We start from the raw sequence: 22,156 nt of genomic DNA, 5'->3' as shown, positions 1-22,156 counted from the left end.
TGTTCATCGAACACGGTGTCTTTTCCCTATTTTCATACGGATTTTTGACGCCCTTAGCATCATGATTCTTGCTGGATAAAACGTTTATAAACTAGGCGACGAGGCGAAGATTGTACTAATGGTACATCGAGGCGAAGTCAACGAAGTATAGAAACGTTTTAGACGCAAGATTAGCGACGAAGTCCAAGAGAGTTGATCAACTCGCGGTAACGGTTAACATCGTTCTTACGAAGGTAAGCCAAGAGGTTACGACGGCGACCGATTTTCTTCATCAAGCCACGGTAAGTAGCGTGGTCTTTTTTATGTTGTTTGATGTGGTCGTTGAGGTGGTTGATTTCCCAAGTAAGGACAGCAACTTGTACCTCTACTGAACCAGTGTCACCTTCGTGACGTGCGTATTGTGCAATGATTTCATTTTTTTTCTCTTTTGAGATTGCCATGATATACTCCTTTTCTTTACGCTTCATCCGAGTGACAGGTTTGGCATGGCCTGCAACCAAGAAGAAGTTATTTGTCTTTACGACATACTTATTCTACCAAGAAGGTCTACCTTTGTCAAATGATTCTACTCCATCTTCTTCCCATCTAAATTGTAATTTTTTCGAGATAGCCAAGCATAAGCAGCTATTCCCCAGCAAGCAAATAAAAAGATAATCTGCTCAGGATAGTCATAAAAAACCAGCCTCCTAGGACTGGTTAAAAAACTTTAGTTCATCTATCTTTCTAAACTTGCTCTGATTGTACCGCCAGTATCAAGAATAAGTATTTTCTTACCATTTTGAACTACTACGAAATAATTGTTAGAATTGATTTCAATGTAGATATCCTTATTACTTTTGACTTGATAGCCTTCTTCTCCGACTGATTCTTTAATCATGGCAATCTTTTCCCCGACTTCTTTTTCACTCAGTTTCTCTTCAGAATTATCAGCAATCAATTTCGTATATTCTACAAAGGGATAGAGCCCCAATCTACTCGAATCACTAGAATTATATTCTTCATCATGATCGGATTCTATATTTACAATTCCAACATCAGAAATACTTACGTTCTTTGAATTTTCACTATTTTTATAACGAATTTTCCACTCACCAACAAATGCCTTAGGATACTGAACTTTATAAAATCGAAGACGCTTGATATACTGTGAGTCATTTGAACTATTGATACCTGAACGACTATCATAAATAATCATACTTCCATCATTTTGCAGAAGGTGGTAAATCTTGTTTTCGTCAATATAAGCAGAAAAAATAGCCTTGGTATTGAGTTTGAAATGCTTATCAAAATCGGCTAAGGTCTTAATTTTTGGATCGTTTTCTGCCTTAATAAATTTTTCAAAATCAGCCTTAGCTTTGTCTCCTTCAGCTAATTTTTCAATATCTTTTTTACCATTAAATAGCTTTTTCTTATCATTCAGTTCATAAACAAAAGAAATAGAGTCAGCTGGATTAATCCATACGCCATCAAGATCCGAAATCTTCGGTCCCATTCCAAATAGGACGAACACCAAAATTCCTAAGACTGTAACAGCGATTGAAATCCCCACTATAAGGTTACGGCGCTTGTTCTTAGCTTGAAGCATCGTTGTTGCTTTAGGAATTTCTTGAGTTACAAACTGCCCACTTGTCTTTGCCGCTTGAAACTCTTGAGCTGTTGGTTTTCGATGATAAGTAGCTTCAAACTGCGCAACCCACTCATTCTGATTCATAACATCCTCCTCTATAATGATTCTAACCGTGAATTCTCATTGCTAGCAAACTAACTATTTACTATCTTGAAATTTATTATACCATATATATTAACCAGAAAAACATTCACTAGTGAAAAAATTTGTGACTTGGGCTAGCATTTGATAGATTACAACTATGTGAGATGTAAAAAATTAGCTGTAAACTACTAAGTTATTTACAATTCAACTCCGAAGATTTCTAAAGAAAGTATTTCTGCCTCGGTCAATCTCCGCCATTCTCCAAGAGCTAGTGCGGGGTCCAACTGTAGGGGCCCCATCGTAAGGCGCTGCAGATCCGTGACTTCTTTTCCGCAGGCAGCCACCATGCGCTTGACCTGGTGGAATTTACCTTCCGCTAGGGTAATTTCTACGAGAGAAGTCTCTTTTGCCTCGTCCAGCTCTACAATCTTGAGCTGAGCTGGCTGGCAGGTGAAGTCTTTCAGTTCTATTCCTGCAGCAAATCGCTCTACATCTGCTTGCTTCATCAGTCCTGCCACTTGAGCTCGGTAAATTTTTCCTACGTGCCTTTTGGGTGACAGCATGGCATGAGCCAGCTTGCCATTATTGGTCAGAAGGAGAAGGCCGTGGGTATCAATATCCAAACGGCCGACAGGAAAGACTTCTTTCTGACGGGCAGTCTCGTCCAGCAAGTCCAGAACCGTCTTATGACGGTCATCTTCTGTCGCCGAAATGACTCCCTGCGGCTTGTTGAGAAGGTAGTAGACGAATTTTTCATAGGTCAGCCTTTGGCCAGAAACAATAATCTCATCTGCTGTCTCATCAATCTGAGTCTTAGGTAATTTCTCTGCTCTGCTATTGACCAAAACCAGCCCTTTCTTTAGGAGCTGCTTGACCTGGGCGCGTGAGCCCAGACCATTTTCTGCTAAAAATTTATCCAGACGCATCATATAACCTCCTAGCTTTCTGGAGCTATTCCGTTCTTTTCTCTTCTAAATCTTAGCACAAAGAGCGAGGTCAGAATCATAGCCAGCCCCAAAACGCTGAAGATAAAGGCTGGAGCGTTGGAGAATCTCCCAATGAAACTGAGGACAAATGTAGTGGCCGTTGCTCCGATACTGCAGCCTAAAATCACGATAGAAGTGGCTTGATTGAGGAGGTGGGCGGAAATGCGCTCGGACAGGGTGTAAAAAATGGTCGTCAGACCGACACTATAGACAAAGCCAGCGCTAATAGTAGCCATGCTGAGTGACAAGAGATTAGGTGAGAAGCCAATGATAATCTGAGTCAATCCAAAAATCAGACCAGAAAGGCTGAGCAGTTTGTCTCTGAAAACACGTGTCAAACTGGCAAAGCTGACCCCCGCTGCAATCCCAATCAACTGCATCAAGGAAAGAATCACTCCTGCAGTCTGGGCCGTCCCCATGCCAGACTTCTCTACAATCCCCGGCACGCGCACATTGATGGCAATATAAGTCAGCACAATGACCCCCGCCACAAAGGCAAAAACTAGACTCAGCTGCCAATCCTGCCGGCTTAGCTTAGGAGTCGATTCAGACTGTTCTTGCTGCTTTTCAGAGACCTTGTCATAAGGGACAAAAAGCAGATAAAGCGCTAAAACCACCAGACCGAAGGTATAGACGAGAAAGGCAGCCTGCCAGCCGAGAGGAAGAAGCCGACTGACTCCAAAAGTCAAGAGGGCTGTCCCGACTACTTCTGCTGATCCCCTCAGTCCTAAAAGCCGGACGCGTTCCTGTCCCTTATAGCGCTCGCTCACAATCGAAATCGCCTTGGCATTGAGCAGACCGATTCCCATCCCAAAGACAAGCCGAGAGGCAAACATAAGCCAGTAAGACTGATTAAGAAGAGGAAGAAGGCCGCAGAACGAAAAGATCAGAAGTCCGCTCACAATCATCTGACGCTCTGTCAGGTATTTTTCAATGACCCTATTAAACAGCAACATCAGCATAATCCCAGCCGAAGGCAAGGAAACCAATAGTTCTACCCAACTTTCTGGAATCCCTTTATAAAAAGCAAACATGGCCGACTGGGCACTGGAAATCGAAAAAGCCGTAGTCAGAATCAAAGAAAGCGAGAGGATACTCACCTTTTCCATCAATTTTTTCATTCTATTTTCCTTTAAAATTCACACTACCTCTATCATACAGTTTTTTGGGTCAAGACGCAATTTCTTTGTCAGGAATATTATGGGTCGCTGTGGCTTCATCAAAAAGCAGGCACCCCCAGCCAGTCAAAACCGCTCCCGCCTTTATTTCTTGCAGGTTTTATGTTATGATGAAGGATAGAAAAAGGAGAGAATCATGTCTGTGAGTGAAAAAACATCTGTTATTGAACGATTAACCAAACCAGCCCATTTAATTGATATGAAGGACATTATCCGCGAGGGCAATCCGACCCTGCGCGCTATCGCTGAGGAAGTCAGCTTCCCTCTCTCAGATCAGGAAATCATTCTGGGCGAGAAGATGATGCAATTTCTCAAGCATTCCCAGGACCCAGTCACAGCAGAAAAAATGGGGCTGCGCGGCGGTGTTGGTCTAGCTGCTCCCCAGCTGGATATTTCCAAACGGCTCATCGCTGTTTTAGTTCCCAATCCTGATGACGAAGAGGGAAATCCGCCTAAGGAAGCTTATAGCCTGCAAACTTTGATGTACAATCCTAAGATTGTGGCCCATTCCGTTCAGGATGCTGCCTTAGCTGACGGTGAAGGCTGCCTGTCAGTCGATCGAGAAGTACCGGGCTACGTGGTTCGGCATGCACGAGTGACCGTGGATTACTTCGACAAGGACGGTCAAAAGCATCGTATCAAGCTCAAGGGCTATAACGCCATTGTCGTTCAGCATGAAATCGACCATATCAACGGCATTATGTTCTATGACCGCATCAATGAAAAAGACCCGTTTGCAGTCAAAGACGGCATGTTAGTGATTGAGTAAATAACTTGCATATCATTATCAAAAATACCTAGATAGTTCATATCTAGGTATTTTTTCTATCTAACTATCCCGTCTCCAGAAAATAGCCAAGAGGATAACTGCCCCTAGCACTGATGGAACAATAGCTGTATCAGCAAGCATTGGTCCCCAATGGCCAAAGAGAAATTGACCAATCAAGGAACCAAACCAGCCCAAAAGGATTTTTCCAATACAGCCCATACGCTCCCCACGGCTGGTAATAGCCCCGGCGATAAGGCCAATAATAAAACCGACAAACATACTACCAATCATATATTCCCCTTCTTTCTATATTTCTAGCAAGGCTTCTAAAGAAGCAAGTGGAAGCTATCATTATGGAATGCGCCATTTAAGGCAACTCGAAATCTTAGATTGCCCAGTCTCCATTTCTAAAGATTGCTACACGGCTGCCGTCTTCTCGGATACCGTCAATATCCATCTGATCAGAGCCAATCATAAAGTCCACATGGACATCCGAGCGGTTGAGACCCGCTGCTTCAAGCTCTTCTTCAGAGAAATTCTCTCCACCGACCACACTAGTCGCATAGGCTGCACCGATAGCCAAGTGGTTAGAAGCATTTTCATCAAAAAGAGTATTGAAGAAGGTGATGCCTGACTGGGAAATCGGACTTGGATCTGGCACCAAGGCACACTCACCTAAAGCACGCGCACCAGCATTTTCAAAGACAAGATCCTTCATAACCTGGTCTCCCTTTTCAGCAGTAATATCCACAATCTGGCCATCCTTGAAGGTCACCTTGATGCCTTCGATGATGTTGCCATTGTAGCTGAGAGGCTTGGTGCTAGTCACATAACCTTCTGCCCGGCGAAAGTCCGGTGCTGTAAAGACCTCTTCTGTCGGCATGTTGGCAATGAAATACTCGCCCTGAGCATTTAGACTGCCAGCTGACTCCCAGTGATGGTTCTTGGGCAAGCCCAATGTCAAGTCAGTTCCAGGAGCTGTGTAGTGCAGAGCTGTGAATTGCTCCTCGTTTAAAACCTTAGCTTTTGAGCTGAGTTTTTCTTCATGCGCCTGCCAAGCGGCTACTGGATCATTCTCATAGACACGGCAGGTTTTGAAAATCTGATCCCAAAGCAAGTCTACCGCTTCCTCATCACTGGCTGCGTTTGGAAAGACCTTCTTAGCCCACTCTGTACCGGCTGCTGCAGCGACTGTCCAGCTGACTTTATTGGATTGGGTTGCAATCCGCATCGGCTTCATGGCTATCCCCATAGCCTTAGCAGAAGCCGATAATTTCTCGGCATCCACGCCATTCAAAGCTCCTGGGTCAGATGAACGAACGCCCAAGCGGCTGGCTTTCTTTTCGAGGAGATAGTTCATCTCAGCCACCTTATAGTCTGGAACATTGTCCAAGCGCTCCATCGGCGCATGGAGGAATTTCTCCCGCGTCGTCAAATCATCCGCCCACTGGACGATGACCTCGTGAGCACCCAGAGCATAGGCTTCCTTGACAATCAAGTGAGCCAGCTCACGCTGCTCCACATCAATATTGAGCGCCACCGTGTGACCAGGTTGGACGTTAATTCCATTCGCAACCAATAATTTCGCATATTTTTCTAGATTTTCTTTAAAATTTGGCAGAACCATGCTGCTTCTCCTTTTCTTTTGTTATTTCTCTTTAAACAAGGACAGCAGGCTAACCGCTGCCACTGTTCCGCAAATTAAGGAAGTCATTTTCAAAATCGTATCTGGATCAAGATCCAGCTGGTAATCAAACACCTTTTGCGCAGGCTTATCTTCGGCATTTATTCTAAGTTTCATGAGAGAGTCCTTTCCTTTGTTAACCATCTATTGGTTTATGATGCCAGATGACTTTCATATTCCAACCATCCTGAATTAATTTACAGCCTGGCAGCAACTTCCCATAAATCTCTTCATATCCTTTTTTAGAAAGGTAGCGATCTGTTGCTAAATGATTGAGCCAAGATTTGGAGGTGCTATGTTTGAAGATTCTTCTGGCATTTTTCAAGCCGAATCTTTTCCAGTGTCGAGGAAAATCTAAATAGGCACCTACAACATAGGTCCAAGTTGAAGGAGTGGGCTTTTCTGATACATTGTCCATAACAAACAGGATGCCACCTGGCTTTAGTAATTTCTTACATTTTTCCAAAGCTTCAGGGATGTCCAAATGATGAAATGTCGTTCGACTGAAAATAAAATCAAATTGTTTCTCAAAAACAGCGGTTAAAAAATCATCCTGCAGTAATTCTACATTCTGTAAATCTTCTTTTTCTACTTTATCTTTTGCTATCTGCAGAAAATCCACAGAAAGATCTATTCCTGTCACATGTTGAAAATATGAAGACAGAAAAATGCAGGTATTCCCTCCGCCACAACCAATATCCAAAGCGGAAACTCTACGGTCAGGCAAATTATCCAGTAGATAATCGGGCTTGCCTTCCAAAAGAGTAGTTACCCAATCATATTCTAAAGCAACCGCATTAAATTGTTCCGTAATATTTTCCATAAACATCCTTCTTAAAAAAACTCATCAAACAGACTCAACTGGTTATCCTCGGGCATATTTCCTAGAATACCCATGTCGTCCATTTTTTCGACTAGGGTGCTAGAGAGGCCGCCGCGTTTGCGGAGTTCTGTCTTAGAGAGAAATTCGCCTTCTTCCCGCGCTCTGACCACTTGGCGGGCAACGTTATCCCCCAGACCGTCCATGGCAGAGAATGGCGGGATAAGGGTGTCCCCTTCGATGAGAAACTCGGTCGCATGACTCTTGTAGAGATCTAGCTTTCCGAATTTGAAGCCTCGCTCCAGCATTTCATTGACGATTTCCAGAGTCGTATAAAGGTCAATTTCTACATTGGAGGCTTCGTTGTTCTTGCGCTTTTCAGCGATTTCGTCCATCCGGCGCTTGACGGCATCAAGACCACCACTCATGGTCTTAATATCAAAAGCCTTGGCCCGGATGGAGAAATAAGCACAGTAGTAATAAATCGGATGATGTACCTTGAAGTAGGCCACCCGCAGGGCCATCATAACGTAGGCTGCCGCATGGGCCTTGGGAAACATGTACTTGATCTTTCCACAGGACTCGATGTACCACTCTGGCACATTGTTTTCCTTCATGGCTGCGATGTAGCCGTTGCGCTCTTCTTCAGAAATCTTCAGCCAAAGGCCCTTCCGCACGCGCTCCATGATCGTAAAGGCCATCTTAGGATCCAAGCCCTTGTGCATGAGGTAAACCATGATGTCGTCCCGACAGCCGATAACGGTAGACAGGTCGGCAATCCCTTGCTTAATCAAGTCTTGAGCATTTCCTAGCCAAACGTCCGTACCATGGGAGAGACCAGATAGCTGCAAGAGCTCAGCAAAAGTCGTCGGATGGGTCTCATCAACCATACCCCGTACAAAGTTGGTCCCAAACTCCGGAATCCCCAGCATACCAGTCGGCGTGCCGATTTGCTCCTGAGTTACACCCAGAATGTCTGTCCCAGAAAAGAGGGCCATGACGCCAGCATCATCCATAGGAATGTCATTAGGATCAATGCCAGACAAGTCCTGAAGCTTCCGAATCATGGTCGGATCATCATGTCCCAGAACGTCTAGCTTGAGGACATTTTCATCAATATCATGGAAGTTAAAGTGGGTGGTCTGCCACTCGGCCGTCACATCGTCAGCTGGATATTGGACCGGTGTAAAGTCATAAACATCCATGTAGTTAGGAATAACAACGATTCCGCCCGGGTGTTGTCCAGTCGTCCGCTTGACTCCGGCAGCTCCCTGCGCCAGACGCTCAACTTCGGCGTCCCGGTAGAACTTCCCGTAGTCGCGCTCGTAGCCCTTGACAAATCCATAGGCCGTCTTAGCCGCAACGGTACCAACGGTACCAGCCCGAAAGGCATACTCAGCACCAAAAATATCCCGCACGTCCAAGTGGGCGCTCGGCTGATCCTCTCCGGAAAAGTTCAAGTCAATATCGGGTACCTTGTCTCCGTCAAATCCAAGGAAGGTCTCAAATGGAATATCCTGACCGTTCTTGCTCAGCTTGTGGCCGCACTCTGGGCAGTCCTTATCCGGCATATCAAAGCCAGAACCATAGGAGCCGTCTGTAATGAACTCGCTGTATTGGCATTTGCCACAGACATAGTGGGGCGATAGAGGATTAACCTCGGTAATCCCAATCATGGTCGCAACAAAGCTGGATCCGACAGACCCCCGCGAGCCTACCAGATAGCCCCGCTCATTGGAGCGTTGCACCAGCATCTGCGAAGCCAGATAAATCACGGCAAAACCATTCCCCAAAATGGAGGTCAGCTCTTTTTCAATCCGCAAGTCCACGATATCTGGCAGCGGATTGCCATAAATCTCAAAGGCTTTTTGATAGGTCAGCTCGGCAACTGTCTCCTCAGCCTTGTCAATGAAAGGCGTATAGAGGTCGCCCTTGACCACCTCTACCGGCTCAAAAGTTTCCGCCAGCTGATTTGGATTGGTGATGACCAGCTTCTTAGCCAAGTCCTCGCCTAGAAAGGCAAACTCATCCAGCATCTCATTGGTGGTCCGGAAGTGAGCCTTAGGAAGCGGAGCCGGCTGGGCATTTTCACCATGACCAATGGTCCGATTAATCATGGCTCCCTGACCGAGACTCCGGACGATAATTTCACGATAAATCTCTTCTTCCGGCTCAATATAGTGGACGTTCCCCGTCGCAAGGACAGGCTTGCCCAAGCGATCTCCGACCTCAATCAGATTGCGAATAATGGTCTGCAGTTCTTCCTGGTCCTTGATTTGCTCCTTGGCAATCAGTGGCTCATAGATAGCCGGCGGCATAACCTCGATAAAGTCATAATACTTGGCTACTTCGACAGCCGCATCCACCCCCTGAGAGACAACAGCATCATAGACTTCGCCTTCTGAACAGGCTGAGCCCAGAATCAGGCCTTCACGATGGGCATCCAGCACGGTCCGTGGAATCCGAGGGACACCTTCGAAATACTTGGTATTGGACAGACTGACTAACTTGAAAATATTCTTGAGCCCCGTCTGATTTTTTACATAAATGGTCGCATGCTTGACCCGAGCCTTCTTGTAGGAATTCTCATCGACCAGATCCGTATTCAAATCCTTGAGATTGGTCACACCATGCTTTTCAGCCACATCCTTGATAAAGATAAAGAGGAGGCGGCCCGTCGCTTCCGCGTCATAGTTGGCCATGTGATGGTGCTCCAGAGCAATCTGGAAACGCTTGGTCAAAGGCCTCAGACCATGACGCTTGTACTCTGGATAGAGGTTGCGGGCAAATTCCAGCGTGTCAATGACTGGCTGAATGATTTTCGGCAAGCCATGGCGCTCATAGTTGACATTCATAAAGCCTACGTCAAAGGTAGCATTATGGGCAACGAGGACACTGTCCTGGCAAAATTCCTGAAATTCTTTCAGCACCTGCTCCAGTGGTTTGGCATTGCGGACATGCTCATCCGTAATCCCAGTCAGATCCGTCGTAAAGGCCGAAAGAGGATGCCCAGGATTGATAAACTCATCAAACTCAGCGATGATATTGCCCTTGTGCATCTTGCTGGCAGCGACCTGAATCAAGTCATTGTAAACTGCCGAAAGCCCTGTTGTTTCCACGTCAAAGACTACATAAGTCGCATCGCTCAGCTCCATGTCCACTTCATTGTAGACGATGGGCACCCGGTCTTCTACAATATTGGCCTCCATACCGTAAATCAGCTGAATACCAGCTTTCTTAGCAGCTTTGTAGCCATGGGGAAAGCTCTGCACATTGCCATGGTCGGTAATGGCGACAGCCTTGTGGCCCCACTTGGCGGCCGTTGCCACGATTTCCTCCACCTCAGGCAGGGCATCCATAGTAGACATATTGGTATGGGCGTGAAACTCAACCCGCTTCTGGCCCTCAGGCATCAAGTCTTTGCGCTCATAGTGAGTAACGGCCTGCACATCCTGCACATTCATGGTCAGGTCGCGGGTGAAATTGTTCATCTCCACATTTCCGCGCACGCGCAGCCAGGCGCCCTTCTTAATCATGTCAAACTTCTTGGCTTCTTCTTCATTTTTCATCCATTTCTGCAAGGAGAAGCTGGAAGTGTAGTCTGTCATCTTGAAATTGAGCAAGACCCGGCCGGTCCGAGTGACCTTCTGCTCCAGATCAAAGACCATTCCCTCAAAGACCAGACGGTTTTCCTCAGTCTGAACTTCAATCATAGGGGTAATCTCTGCCTTGTCCAGCTTTGGTTTAGCCGCAGCCTTGCGAGCTTGGAAGTCATAGGCTGGCTTTTCCTCCGGCGGCGGTGCCATCTGCTGGAGGGATTCCATGGCTTTGAGCGCTTCTTCATTGGCCGCCTGGACAATCTTGTCATTCTCCGCTTGGAAATTCTCCGCTTGCTGCTGGGTCAGCTCATCGCTGTGCTGAACCAGACAGGTCAGCTGAGGAAAGCCGTACTTGACCAGCTGCTGGCTGAGATTGGGCAGGTGATTCTTGCGAAAATGCTCCGTATCAATGGTCGAAGCCCCCTCAATCAGCAGCTTGTCCCCATCCAAATGAACCCGCAAATCCTGATACAGGCTTTTAAAGCCATGACTGGCACATGGACCTTCCTCAAAGGCCAGCTGGTAATAAGCCTGCAAGAGCTCATCCGATACCTGAGGAGCCTGACAGTGAATTTCAAAAACAGCCTGATTGCCCGTCTTAGAAAACTCTTGAGCTAAGCGCTTCTGCAATTCCCGAAAAATCTCAATGGGCAGAATATTCGCAAAAGAAAAATGAAACTCCCAGACCCGACTGACCTTGTGGACCAGAACCTTCTCAATTTCAGCATTCAAAAAGGCCTCTGAATTTCTCATTTCCAGTGGCATATCTAGCTGATTCATTAAAATTTCAAACTTGTTTGACATGACATTTCCTCGTACAGTAGTGACCCTATTTTACCATAAATCAGCACTTTTTTCGACAGAAAAAGAGTAGGGCAAAGCGCGACTCCTACACAATTGTCAATGCATTCTTCTTGACACTAAGTTATGATATAATAGAACAGAACATTTATCAAAAGGAGTCTTAATTGTGAAGAAAATTCTATTAGCCAGCGCTTGTCTGCTGACCCTGACTGCCTGCAGTATGCCTAATCAGCATAAGCAAGAAAACAAACCCAAGCAAAATCAGAATCAAAGCAAAACCAAAGAAGAAAAGACAAAGACGAAAACTTTTTCTAATAAAATCGATGAGTATTATACTAATTCAGTTAAACTTTTCTATACTAAAGACAAGATCCTATCTTTCCAGCTTATTTCCAGCAAGGCCATCCCTGAAGAAAATCAAAAAATGAGCGTCGAAGAACTAACAAAAATCTATAGAGAAGATCTTAAGAAAAGTCCCATGATTGAAGATCAAGAAAAGCTAAAAGGACTTAAAATTCATCTTAAAATTTCTGAAGACAAGAAAAACGCTATAGCCATTTTTGACTTTGATCTCAGCAAAATAGATCAAGAACAGTTGATTCAATCAGCAAGTGACTCTGAAAGTAGTCAGACTTTCTTCAGGAAACTTCAAGATAAACCAGAAGTTGTCTTTGATTATTTGAAGGGGCAAGGACTTAAAGAAGAATAAAAAAGCTTTCTGAGTGATTTAACTTTACAGTTAATACTCAGAAGGCTTTTTCTATCTATCTTAAAGAACCAAGAAGACAATACGCTATCTCAAGACCGCTTCTGCCAAAGCCTTTTGAATGGCTATGACGCTGCGGTCGCTAGTAAATTGCAGGACTTCTGCTGGCTCTTGAGCGCTGGAAACCCAGACTTTCAGCTCGGCATCTAGGTCGAAATGGCCGGCTGTTTCCACTGAGAAGCGACTGATAGAGCGATAAGGAAAGGACTTATAAGAAGTCTTTTTGCCAGTCATTCCCTGCTTGTCGACCAAGATTAACCGCTTATCTGTAAAGACAATCAAGTCACGAATGAGGCTAAAAGCCAGTTCTACATTCTCTGTTGTTGTCAGAATATCCTCCAATTGTCTTTCTGTTTTTTCAATATCTTTCTGAGAGGCATTGCCTAATAAACCGCCGAATAATCCCATCAATCGGTCCTCCAATCTATTTTTTCCTACTATAGCATTTTCACCTCCAATAAGCAAAAGAAAACTGCCAGATAAAACTGGCAGTTTGTTTTATTTTGTCAAAATAGACAAAGTTTCTAGCAGATTATCGGCATGGACTTCAATGGTATCGCCAGTAGCCTTAATCTTGACTTCGACAATGCCTTCTGCAGCTTTCTTACCAACTGTCACACGGATTGGAAGGCCAATCAAATCGCTGTCGCTGAACTTAACACCAGCTCGCTCATTGCGATCATCCACCAAGACCTCATAACCAGCACTTAGCAAGTTAGCCTCGATTTGGTCAGTTAGAGCCAAGGCTTCCTCGTCCTTGACATTGACCGGAATCAAGTGCACATCAAATGGTGCCAGCTCTTTCGGGAAGTTGATGCCCCAAGCATAGCGGAATTCACCCTTAGGAGTTTTATTGACAAAGAGACGGGCATGCTGCTCCATAACAGCAGACAGGAGACGGCTGACACCGATACCGTAACACCCCATAATCATCGGTACTGCTCGGCCATTTTCGTCCAAGACATTAGCGTTCATGCTGTCAGAGTAGCGAGTTCCCAGCTTAAAGATATGCCCAATCTCAATCCCACGAGCAAACTTGAGGACACCTTGACCGTCCGGAGAAATTTCACCCTCGCGAACTTCACGGATATCCACAAACTCAGCGGTAAAGTCACGCCCTGGATTGACACCGGTCAAGTGGTAACCATCTTCGTTAGCGCCAACTACAGCGTTAGCCAGGTCTTGCACCTTGCGGTCAGCGATGATTCTCACGCCTTCTGGCAGATTGACTGGCCCTAGTGAGCCAAAACCTGCTCCCAAGAGCTGACGAACTTGATCTTCACTCGCCACGTCAAAGAAATCCGCTGCCAAATGATTTTTCAGCTTGACTTCATTAAGCTGGTCATTGCCGACCAAAAGTGCTACGACAGGAGACTCGTCAGCCATGTAAACCAAGGTCTTGATTGTCTGGCTTTCATCTAGCCCAAGGAAGGCAGCAACTTCGTCAATGGTCTTGCAGTCAGGCGTTGAAACGCGGGCTACTTCTTCCTCAGTCACGACACGTCCTGCCGGCTTGTATTCATCCGTCGCCATTTCAAGGTTGGCAGCATAGCTAGACTCACTGGAGTAGGCAATAGTATCCTCACCAGATACCATCCAGCTGGTCAATTCTGTCCGAATAGCTTCCTGAACATCTTCAGGAATTTCATCAAAGCTGGCTACAGACTTGTCCAAGACCACCCAGCGGTTCAAATCCGTCCGGTCCGGCGTAATGGCCATGAATTCTTGGCTGTCCTTGCCCCCCATAGCACCACCATCACCGATAATGGCTTTGAAATCCAGCTCGCTGCGGGTAAAGATTTTCTCATAGGCAGACTTGTATTCATCATAAGCTACATCCAAGCTGTCATAGTTAGCGTGGAAACTGTAGGCATCTTTCATGATAAACTCACGCGTCCGCAAGAGCCCGTTACGAGGACGCTTTTCATCGCGGTATTTAGGCTGAATCTGATAGAGATTGAGCGGCAGCTGTTTGTAGGATTTAACCGAATCACGGACGATAGCTGTAAAGGTTTCCTCATGGGTTGGCCCTAGGATAAAGTCAGATTTTTCACGATTTTTCAGTTTGTAAAGGTCTTCACCATAGGTCTCATAACGGCCAGACTCGCGCCAGAGGTCTGCACTGAGCAGGGCCGGCGCCAGCATCTCCACTGCACCAATCTTGTCAAACTCTTCCCTCATAATTCTTTTGGCTTTTTCAATTACGCGGTTAGCCAACGGCAGATAAGAATAGACCCCAGCTGAAACCTGACGGACATAGCCAGCCCGCAGCATCAGAGCGTGACTGATTACTTGAGCATCGCTAGGCATCTCACGCAGGGTTGGAATTAACATTTTACTTTGTTTCATAAAAACAAAACTCCTTGACTTTCATTGAATAATTTCTTTTTCATAGTTCTAAGAACTTTAGTTTCCTAGAAGAATAATTTCATGATATCGTTCCAGGTAACGGCAATCATTAGGATGACCATAATAGCAACTCCAGACAGAGTGATATAGGTCTCCGTTTCTCTTTTCAGCGGTTTTCTGCGGATAGCCTCCAGAATATTGAGGACGATTTTTCCGCCGTCCAAGGCCGGAATAGGAATCAGGTTGAAAATACCGATATTGAGCGACAGCATGGCCAAAAGGCTGAGGACTGCTGGCAAGCCTTGCTCTGCAGCCTGACTGCTGAAATTGTAAATAGCGACCGGACCGCCCAGCTTGTTGATATTGAAGTTGAAGATGATATCTTTCAGAGCTGACAAAATGCGAACTGTGGTAGACCAAGCTGCAGTAAATCCGCCAATGACCTTGTCCCAGAAGCCTGTCTTGACTGTTGGGGATACGCCTAGCAGATATCGATTGCCGTCTTTTTTAGGCTGTACGGTAATTTCTTTCGTTTCGCTGCCGTGCTTGTAGGTAACTGACAAGGTCGGCGCTTCCTTGCTCTTGGCTGTGATTTTCGCCAGAGCGCTGGTTAGATCCGCCCAGTTGCTAATCTTATAGTCATTAATTTTAAGGATTTGGTCCTTATTTTGAACCCCAGCAGCTGCTATAGCACTACCATCCATGACTTGAAAATGATTGCTGTTCTCATCACGAACGCCGCCCTGAACAAAGGCTAGTAGCATAAATACCAGCACGCTCAGGATGAAGTTATTCATAGGCCCAGCAAAGTTGGTAATGAGACGACCCCAGATACTAGCATTCTGATACTGAACATCCAGCGGTGCAATCCGCACCTCAGTGCCGTCTTCTTCAACAATCGTTGCATCATGATCTACTGCATAAGTCTTGAGCTCGTCAAGGACTAGACCTGTGATTTCCAGCTTTTCCTCAAAGTCAAAGCCAGTCACATTCATGGGCAGAGCTGTCTGGTCAACCTTTTTGCCAGAGAGATTGATGCGAACCACCTTGCCCTCTGCATCCAAGGTCAGACTAGCCGGTGTCCCCACCTTAATGTCAGTGGAATCTTCCCCCCAGCCGGCCATGCGCACATAGCCCCCCAAGGGTAAAATCCGAATCGTATAGGCCGTCCCATCCTTGCCAATATGGGAGAAAATCTTGGGTCCCATACCGATAGCGAACTCTCTGACCAAAATGCCGGACTTCTTCGCAAAGTAGAAGTGTCCGAACTCATGGACCACCACAATGATCCCAAAAATAATAATAAAGGTTATAAACTGCATGGACTTCTAATTTTACCTTTCCTAGAAATCTTGTTTTTTCTTTAAATCAAAGAAGGAGCAGAAAACGGCCAAATACCGAGCTTCCCGCCCCTGCATAGCTGACACTCTTGAAAATAGGGTAGAAGCTCCTCTCAAAAATTTGAGCTCCAAATCCCAGTTCCTTCTCAGATTGTGCGGTCTTTGGACAAACATACCGTCCCTTGCTTTCAGCTATGCTCGACTGTCTTAGAACAAGCCGAAGAAATGCATCAGCGGAAAGACGAAGAGAAGGCTGTCAAAACGATCCAAGACACCGCCGTGGCCAGGAATGAACTTACCAGAATCCTTGACCCCGAAATGACGCTTGACTGAGCTTTCGACCAAATCACCTAGCTGGCCTGCAATACTAAAGAGCACTGCCAGAATCAAAAAGACAAAGACATTATAAGGTGCGTACACTTGCGGTCGAACCAACATAAAGATTCCAGTCACTAGAACGGCTGATAGAATGCCGCCCAGGCTGCCTTCAATAGTCTTATTGGGAGAAACTCTCGGCGCCAGCTTTCTTTTACCAAAACGCACCCCGACCAGATAAGCTCCACTATCAGTAGCCCAGACGATAAAGAGAGCTAGCAGGACCTTGTCAATATTCATCAAGCGGGCATCAATCAAAGCATTAAAACCAAGACCGACATAAAAACTAGCTGCAATCGGATAAGCCGCATCTTCAAAGGTGTAGTTGGAACCTAGAACGGTCGAAATCAACAGAAGAAAGACGACCAAGCCATAGGCCACGACATTGCCATCAACCGGCAGAAACTTCAGATAGTTCTCCAGGGGCAGGGTTAGGACAAAGGCTGCCAGCATAGCCAAGACACCTTCGATTGTCGCTGTCGGCAGGCCTTTCATTTGGAGAAATTCATGCACCGCTAGCATGGCCAGCAGTCCCACAAAAATCTGAAAGATGACGCCTCCTGTCAATACCAGAGGAATAAAAATAGCAAGAGCGATTCCTCCAAAGATTAGACGTTTTTGTAAATTTTTACTCATACTCTATTACTTTCTCCCTTAAACACCGCCAAAGCGTCGATTCCGACGGCTGTATTCTGCAATTGCAGCCTTCAAAGCCTTCTCATCAAAGTCAGGCCAGAGGATATCCGTAAAATACAGCTCACTGTAGGCTGACTGCCAAGGCAGAAAATTGCTGAGGCGCAGCTCTCCACTGGTCCGAATCACCAGATCCGGATCGCGTAGCATCTTAGGCAAGTTGCTGGTATAGAGGTAGTTGCCAATGACTTCCTCAGTAATGTCACCAGGACTGAGTTTGGCATCCAGAACATCCTGAGCAATCAGTTTAACCGCCTGATTGATCTCATATCGGCCACCGTAGTTTAGGGCAAAATTGAGAATCAAACCTGTATTGAGCTTGGTCAGGCTTTCAGCCTTTTCCAGAGCTTCAAATGTCGCCTTAGGAAGCTTAGCCGTGTCACCAATCATCTGGATCTTAACTTTGTTCTTGTGCAGCTCCGGCACATAGCGGTCGTAAAATTCAACCGGCAGATTCATGATAAAGGAAACTTCCTTTTCCGGCCGAGACCAATTTTCCGTTGAAAAGGCATAGACAGTCAAGACCTGAACACCCATTTCCTTGGCGGCAATCGTCACCCTTTGCAAGGTTTCCATGCCAGCCTTATGACCGAACACGCGCGGCTGCATCCTTTTTTTGGCCCAGCGGCCGTTGCCGTCCATAATAACAGCAATGTGTTTGGGAACATTCAGCGGTGCGTTCAGCTTTTCTTTTTTCTTAAAACTAAACATACTTTTTATCCTATTTAAAGTTTTGTCAGTTCATTATATCATAAATCCTTGGAATGTGGGCAATTCATCCGCTTTTTCAAGCCTGAGGGCATAAAATAAGGACAGAATGTCAACTAAAAATCCAAACTCACCCAGCCTGTCCAAACTGCGAGGCCAATAAGCTTGAAACCAGACACCTTCTAAACGTATGAGTCAAAACAAAAAACAGCCCGCAAGCTGTTTATTTCTTTACTCTTCAATCGCTGATTCTTCCTCAGGAACGTCAACGCTTCCTTCACCACCAGCAACAGCAGGAATCCCCTCCGTTAATGGCAGTACGGTCTTAATTGCTGTCAGTTCAAAGGTCAGGTAAACACCGTCCACATCCAGAACAACTGTTTTCTTGTCTGTGTCCACTTCATCTACCGTTCCATACAAACCGCCGATGGTAATGACTTCATAACCCTTTTGCAGCTTGTTAAGGCTTTCCATACGCTGCTGAGCCTGTTTCTTTTGGGCACGCATCTGGAAATAAGTCATCCCTACCAGTACAACCGCAAATACAATAAGCATAATTGGATTCATATCTTTTCTCCTTCGAATGTCATATATGAACTACTATAGCAGATTTCCCTTATTTTTACAAGACGATTCTGACTTTTCAGGCAAAGTCCGTCTCAAGTCGGATGAAGCATGACTGGCCTAACCACATTTTTTAAAAAGCAAAAATCAGGATGACTAACACCCTGATTTTATGTCTTTTTATTTAAGATTTTTAACAACTTCTGCTACATGCTCAACTGTAAAGCCATATTCTTCCAGAACCTTGCCTGCTGGAGCAGATGCACCGAACTGGTCGATTCCGATAACTGCACCGTCCAGACCGACATACTTGTACCAAGGCTGGCTGGCTGCCATCTCGATCGCTACGCGGCGACGAACTGCATTTGGCAGAATTTCTTCTTTGTAGGCTGCATCTTGAGCATCAAAAAGCTCTGTTGATGGCACGCTGACAACGCGGATTTTAGCGCCTTCTGCTGCAAGTGCTTTAGCAGCTGCAACTGCCAAATTAACCTCAGAACCAGAAGCCAGCAAGATGGTATCAAAATCTGCTCCTGTTTCGTAAACGACATAAGCGCCTTTAGCTACCTTGTCAAAGTTTGTTCCTTCTTCGACTGTCAGATTTTGACGGGTCAAGATCAGAGCAGTCGGAGTGGATTGACTCTTAAGGGCCAGGTACCAAGCTGCCTGAGTTTCACGCGCATCTGCTGGGCGGAAAACAGTCAGGTTTGGAATGGCACGCAGACCAGCCAAATGCTCAATCGGCTCATGTGTCGGACCGTCTTCACCAACTGCAATAGAGTCGTGTGTGAAGACATAAGTCACTGGCAAGCCTTGCAAAGCAGACAAACGAACAGCTGCCTTAACATAGTCTGAAAAGACGAAGAAGGTTCCACCGTAAACGCGAAGCCCACCATGAAGCGCCATACCGTTAAGAATTGTTCCCATGGCAAACTCGCGCACACCAAATTGGATGTTGCGGTTGAGACGGTGGGCATCATCCTGCAGACCGTCTTCCTTGATGTAGGTCATATTGGAATGAGCCAAGTCAGCAGAACCGCCGAGGAAAGTTGGAAGCACCTTAGCTGCTGCATTGAGAGCATCCTGACTAGAATTACGGGTCGCTTGAGAGAAGCCATTTTCAAGCACTGGGAAGTCTTCTGGCTTAATCTCTACTGGATCTTGACCAGCAATGATAGCTGTTACTTCTTCTGCCAACTCTGGATGGGCTTGCTTGTAGTCCTCTACTAGCTGCTTCCAAGCATCGTATGCCGCTGCACCACGCTCTGCCACATTTTGACGGTAGTCAGCATAGACTTCCTCAGGAATCTCAAATGGCGCATAGTCCCAGCCCAAGGCTTTACGAGTAGCTGCCGCTTCTTCTGCTCCCAGAGGCGCACCGTGCACTGCATTCGTTCCTTGCTTGTTTGGAGAACCGTAACCGATAACCGTCTTGACTTCAATCAAAGATGGTTTGCCGGAAGCTTTAGCTTCATTGATGGCTGCATCAATCGCTGCAAGGTCTGTTCCATCTTCTACCAAGGCAGTATGCCAACCATATGCTTCATAGCGGGCACGAACATCTTCTGTAAAGGAATCCTTGGTCTCTCCATCTAGGTTGATATCATTTGAATCATAGAGAACAACCAGCTTGTCCAGCTTTTGCAGCCCAGCATAAGAAGCAGCTTCAGCTGAAACCCCCTCCATCAAATCACCATCACCACAGATGACATAAGTGTAATGGTCGAAAATTGGGTAGCCTTCACGATTATACTTAGCAGCCAAGAAACGCTCTGCCTGAGCAAATCCAGTAGCTGTAGAAATACCCTGTCCCAGTGGGCCAGTGGTGGCATCAACACCAGCTGTGTGACCAAACTCTGGGTGACCTGGTGTCTTAGAACCCCATTGGCGGAAATTTTTGATTTCGTCCATGCTGACATCTTTAAAGCCAGACAGATGAAGCAAGGCATAAAGCAGCATAGAACCATGTCCTGCAGACAGGACGAAGCGATCGCGGTTAATCCAGTTTGGCTCTTCTGGATTGATACGAAGTTGTTTAGTAAACAAGTCATAAGCCATCGGCGCAGCGCCCATGACTACGCCAGGGTGACCTGACTTAGACTTTTCAATCGCGTCAATCCCTAAAAAGCGAATGGCATTAACTGATAATTGTGACATTGGATTCTCCTTATTTTTACTAAAATCTGTCCTGACATCAGAACAGGATAAACAATGGTCGTAGAAACGATAAAAATTGTCTCATATCTATTATAAGAAAATTATCCCTATATCGCAAGATAGGGATAATCTCATCGGATACTTTCTGAAGCCTTTATCCATTTGAACTTTTGCTTCATCAAGTAGAAAAACATTTTATAATCAATGAAAATCTAAGGGCAAACTTGAAAGCTAGCCAAGGACTGAATTTGAAAACAGCATGGCAGGGCTGACAAGGTTTAAAGATTTTCAAAGAATATTAAAGGAGGGCTTTAAATTGAATATTGGACTCTTGCTCGAAACAGTCATCAAAGCCACGAGGATGGTGGTATTCGATTCTATCTTTGTCCAGAGGATAGGTATACTTGCCGCCCACTTCCCAGATGAATGGATGGAACTGATATTGAAGGCGCTCTTTGCGCATCTTCCACAAGGCTAAAATCTCATCCGTTGAAGCCATAAAGTTGGACCAGATATCATAGTGAACTGGGATGATGACCTTGGCCCGCAGGTTTTCAGCCATACGCAGTAAGTCGATAGACGTCATCTTGTCCTGAATACCGACAGGATTGTCACCATAGTTATTGATAGCTACATCAATCTGGAAGTCCTTACCGTGCTTGGCAAAGTAGTTAGAGAAGTGAGAGTCTGCACCGTGATAGATGGTTCCGCCTGGTGTTTCAAAGACATAGTTAACTGCCTTGCGTGCCATTTCTTCATCGGTCACAGCCAGTCCCGCCAGTTCCCCATCTTGAGCTTCAGCACCTTCGACTGGCAGAGTCACCAGACAGGTACGGTCAAATGATTCAACAGCTGTCACCTTGATGTCCTTAAACTCAAAGCTTTCACCTGGCTTGATTACCATGATGCGTTCTTCAGGCACACCCCATTTTTTCCAAATTTCGCCACACTCATAAGGTCCGACAAACTTAACATGGTCCAAGTTAGGATTGTTGACAATAGCCGCTGCGGTATTGATGTCAATGTGATCGCTATGGAAATGAGAAACTAAATAATAATCTAGTTCATTGATAGCAAAAGGATCGATAACCATCGGCTGCACGCGCAGATTGGGCTGCAGCTTGCGGACACCAGCCATATTGGCCATCTGATGGCCTCTGACCATATCTTTAACCTTCTTGGTTGATTTTCCTCGGTTAGACCACAGATCCATGACGACATTGGCACCGCCCGGCGTCTTAATCCAGACACCGCAGTTGCCCAGCCACCACATGGCAAAATTGCCTTCTGGCACTACTTCTTCTTCAATTTCTTCATTGAGCCAAGTGCCCCATTCTGGAAAAGTTGACAAAATCCAAGATTCTCTGGTAATGTCTTTCACGTTTGGCATAGTCCATTCCTCCTCAAAAATTGATTGATTTCTATGCTTCTAGTATAGTCCGCCTCAAGGGATAAAAAAAGACCAAATAAAACACAGGTCTGTGTTCAAGATTGGACTTTATTTTTTGATAAAAACACCCGCGAGTTTGGACTTGCGGGTGTGGTTTAATTTGTGACTTTCAGTCTGTCTCGCTCCGTAAGGTGCGAGACAAATAAACCACCCGCTATGCGGGTGCGCATCGAAGGTTATACCAAAAAAACTCCAAACGCGAT

Annotated in this window: 19 protein-coding genes; 2 read left to right on the top strand and 17 right to left on the bottom strand. The window is 45.7% G+C overall.

What is annotated here, in order from left to right:
• Window positions 1-170: 170 nt before the first annotated feature.
• The 4 genes from rpsO to QZ169_RS02865 all read right to left on the bottom strand — a co-directional run bounded on the left by rpsO (window position 171) and on the right by QZ169_RS02865 (window position 3,818).
• Complete coding sequence (gene rpsO / locus QZ169_RS02880) at window positions 171-440, bottom strand: 30S ribosomal protein S15 (RefSeq protein ID WP_004193424.1); 270 nt, start codon at window positions 438-440, stop codon at window positions 171-173.
• Between the two features lie 275 nt (window positions 441-715).
• Window positions 716-1,711, bottom strand: coding sequence for a hypothetical protein (locus QZ169_RS02875; protein ID WP_295504805.1), 996 nt, complete (start codon window positions 1,709-1,711; stop codon window positions 716-718).
• Between the two features lie 197 nt (window positions 1,712-1,908).
• Window positions 1,909-2,637, bottom strand: coding sequence for a pseudouridine synthase (locus QZ169_RS02870; RefSeq protein WP_295504851.1), 729 nt, complete (start codon window positions 2,635-2,637; stop codon window positions 1,909-1,911).
• Window positions 2,638-2,648: 11 nt separating this feature from the next.
• On the bottom strand, window positions 2,649-3,818 hold the full coding sequence (locus QZ169_RS02865; protein WP_295504804.1) for an MFS transporter: 1,170 nt from the start codon (window positions 3,816-3,818) through the stop codon (window positions 2,649-2,651).
• 193 nt (window positions 3,819-4,011) lie between these two features.
• Here QZ169_RS02865 and def point away from each other — a divergent pair, with 193 nt between their 5' ends.
• A complete protein-coding gene (def, locus tag QZ169_RS02860; RefSeq protein ID WP_268682402.1) occupies window positions 4,012-4,644 on the top strand; it encodes a peptide deformylase in 633 nt (210 codons plus the stop codon).
• A gap of 60 nt (window positions 4,645-4,704) precedes the next feature.
• Here def and QZ169_RS02855 read toward each other — a convergent pair whose 3' ends face one another.
• The 5 genes from QZ169_RS02855 to QZ169_RS02835 all read right to left on the bottom strand — a co-directional run bounded on the left by QZ169_RS02855 (window position 4,705) and on the right by QZ169_RS02835 (window position 11,551).
• Window positions 4,705-4,935 (bottom strand): GlsB/YeaQ/YmgE family stress response membrane protein, encoded by a 231-nt coding sequence (locus tag QZ169_RS02855; RefSeq protein WP_002893807.1) that lies wholly within the window; start codon window positions 4,933-4,935, stop codon window positions 4,705-4,707.
• 94 nt (window positions 4,936-5,029) lie between these two features.
• A complete protein-coding gene (locus QZ169_RS02850) occupies window positions 5,030-6,271 on the bottom strand; it encodes an aminopeptidase (protein WP_011837526.1) in 1,242 nt (413 codons plus the stop codon).
• A 21-nt stretch (window positions 6,272-6,292) separates the two neighbouring features.
• Complete coding sequence (locus QZ169_RS02845; protein WP_011837527.1) at window positions 6,293-6,445, bottom strand: hypothetical protein; 153 nt, start codon at window positions 6,443-6,445, stop codon at window positions 6,293-6,295.
• A 19-nt stretch (window positions 6,446-6,464) separates the two neighbouring features.
• On the bottom strand, window positions 6,465-7,151 hold the full coding sequence (locus QZ169_RS02840; protein ID WP_032906159.1) for a class I SAM-dependent methyltransferase: 687 nt from the start codon (window positions 7,149-7,151) through the stop codon (window positions 6,465-6,467).
• Between the two features lie 11 nt (window positions 7,152-7,162).
• Entirely contained in the window at window positions 7,163-11,551 is a 4,389-nt protein-coding gene (locus QZ169_RS02835; RefSeq protein WP_295504801.1) for a PolC-type DNA polymerase III, read from the bottom strand.
• Between the two features lie 166 nt (window positions 11,552-11,717).
• Between QZ169_RS02835 and QZ169_RS02830 the strand changes: the two genes are divergently transcribed.
• Window positions 11,718-12,260, top strand: a complete 543-nt coding sequence (locus QZ169_RS02830; protein WP_011837529.1) for a hypothetical protein — start codon at window positions 11,718-11,720, stop codon at window positions 12,258-12,260.
• Between the two features lie 84 nt (window positions 12,261-12,344).
• Here QZ169_RS02830 and QZ169_RS02825 read toward each other — a convergent pair whose 3' ends face one another.
• From QZ169_RS02825 to ulaG, 8 genes are all read right to left on the bottom strand, one after another.
• Window positions 12,345-12,725, bottom strand: a complete 381-nt coding sequence (locus QZ169_RS02825) for a PH domain-containing protein (protein WP_011837530.1) — start codon at window positions 12,723-12,725, stop codon at window positions 12,345-12,347.
• Window positions 12,726-12,815: 90 nt separating this feature from the next.
• Complete coding sequence (locus tag QZ169_RS02820; RefSeq protein ID WP_011837531.1) at window positions 12,816-14,666, bottom strand: proline--tRNA ligase; 1,851 nt, start codon at window positions 14,664-14,666, stop codon at window positions 12,816-12,818.
• A gap of 65 nt (window positions 14,667-14,731) precedes the next feature.
• Window positions 14,732-15,988, bottom strand: coding sequence for an RIP metalloprotease RseP (gene rseP / locus QZ169_RS02815; protein ID WP_126435043.1), 1,257 nt, complete (start codon window positions 15,986-15,988; stop codon window positions 14,732-14,734).
• Between the two features lie 225 nt (window positions 15,989-16,213).
• Complete coding sequence (locus tag QZ169_RS02810; protein WP_011837534.1) at window positions 16,214-17,017, bottom strand: phosphatidate cytidylyltransferase; 804 nt, start codon at window positions 17,015-17,017, stop codon at window positions 16,214-16,216.
• Window positions 17,018-17,035: 18 nt separating this feature from the next.
• Window positions 17,036-17,785 (bottom strand): isoprenyl transferase, encoded by a 750-nt coding sequence (locus tag QZ169_RS02805; protein WP_011837535.1) that lies wholly within the window; start codon window positions 17,783-17,785, stop codon window positions 17,036-17,038.
• Between the two features lie 228 nt (window positions 17,786-18,013).
• Window positions 18,014-18,349: a preprotein translocase subunit YajC gene (gene yajC, locus QZ169_RS02800; RefSeq protein WP_002893835.1), complete on the bottom strand. Its 336-nt coding sequence runs from the start codon at window positions 18,347-18,349 to the stop codon at window positions 18,014-18,016.
• Window positions 18,350-18,526: 177 nt separating this feature from the next.
• A complete protein-coding gene (gene tkt / locus QZ169_RS02795) occupies window positions 18,527-20,503 on the bottom strand; it encodes a transketolase (protein WP_295504793.1) in 1,977 nt (658 codons plus the stop codon).
• Window positions 20,504-20,801: 298 nt separating this feature from the next.
• Complete coding sequence (gene ulaG / locus QZ169_RS02790) at window positions 20,802-21,893, bottom strand: L-ascorbate 6-phosphate lactonase (RefSeq protein ID WP_002899062.1); 1,092 nt, start codon at window positions 21,891-21,893, stop codon at window positions 20,802-20,804.
• Window positions 21,894-22,156 lie beyond the last annotated feature (263 nt).

Origin of the sequence: uncultured Streptococcus sp. (assembly GCF_905372115.1) — a bacterium.
Taxonomy (GTDB): domain Bacteria; phylum Bacillota; class Bacilli; order Lactobacillales; family Streptococcaceae; genus Streptococcus.
The sequence above is the reverse complement of the archived record's forward strand: the minus strand, read 5'-3'. Positions and strand labels throughout refer to the sequence as shown.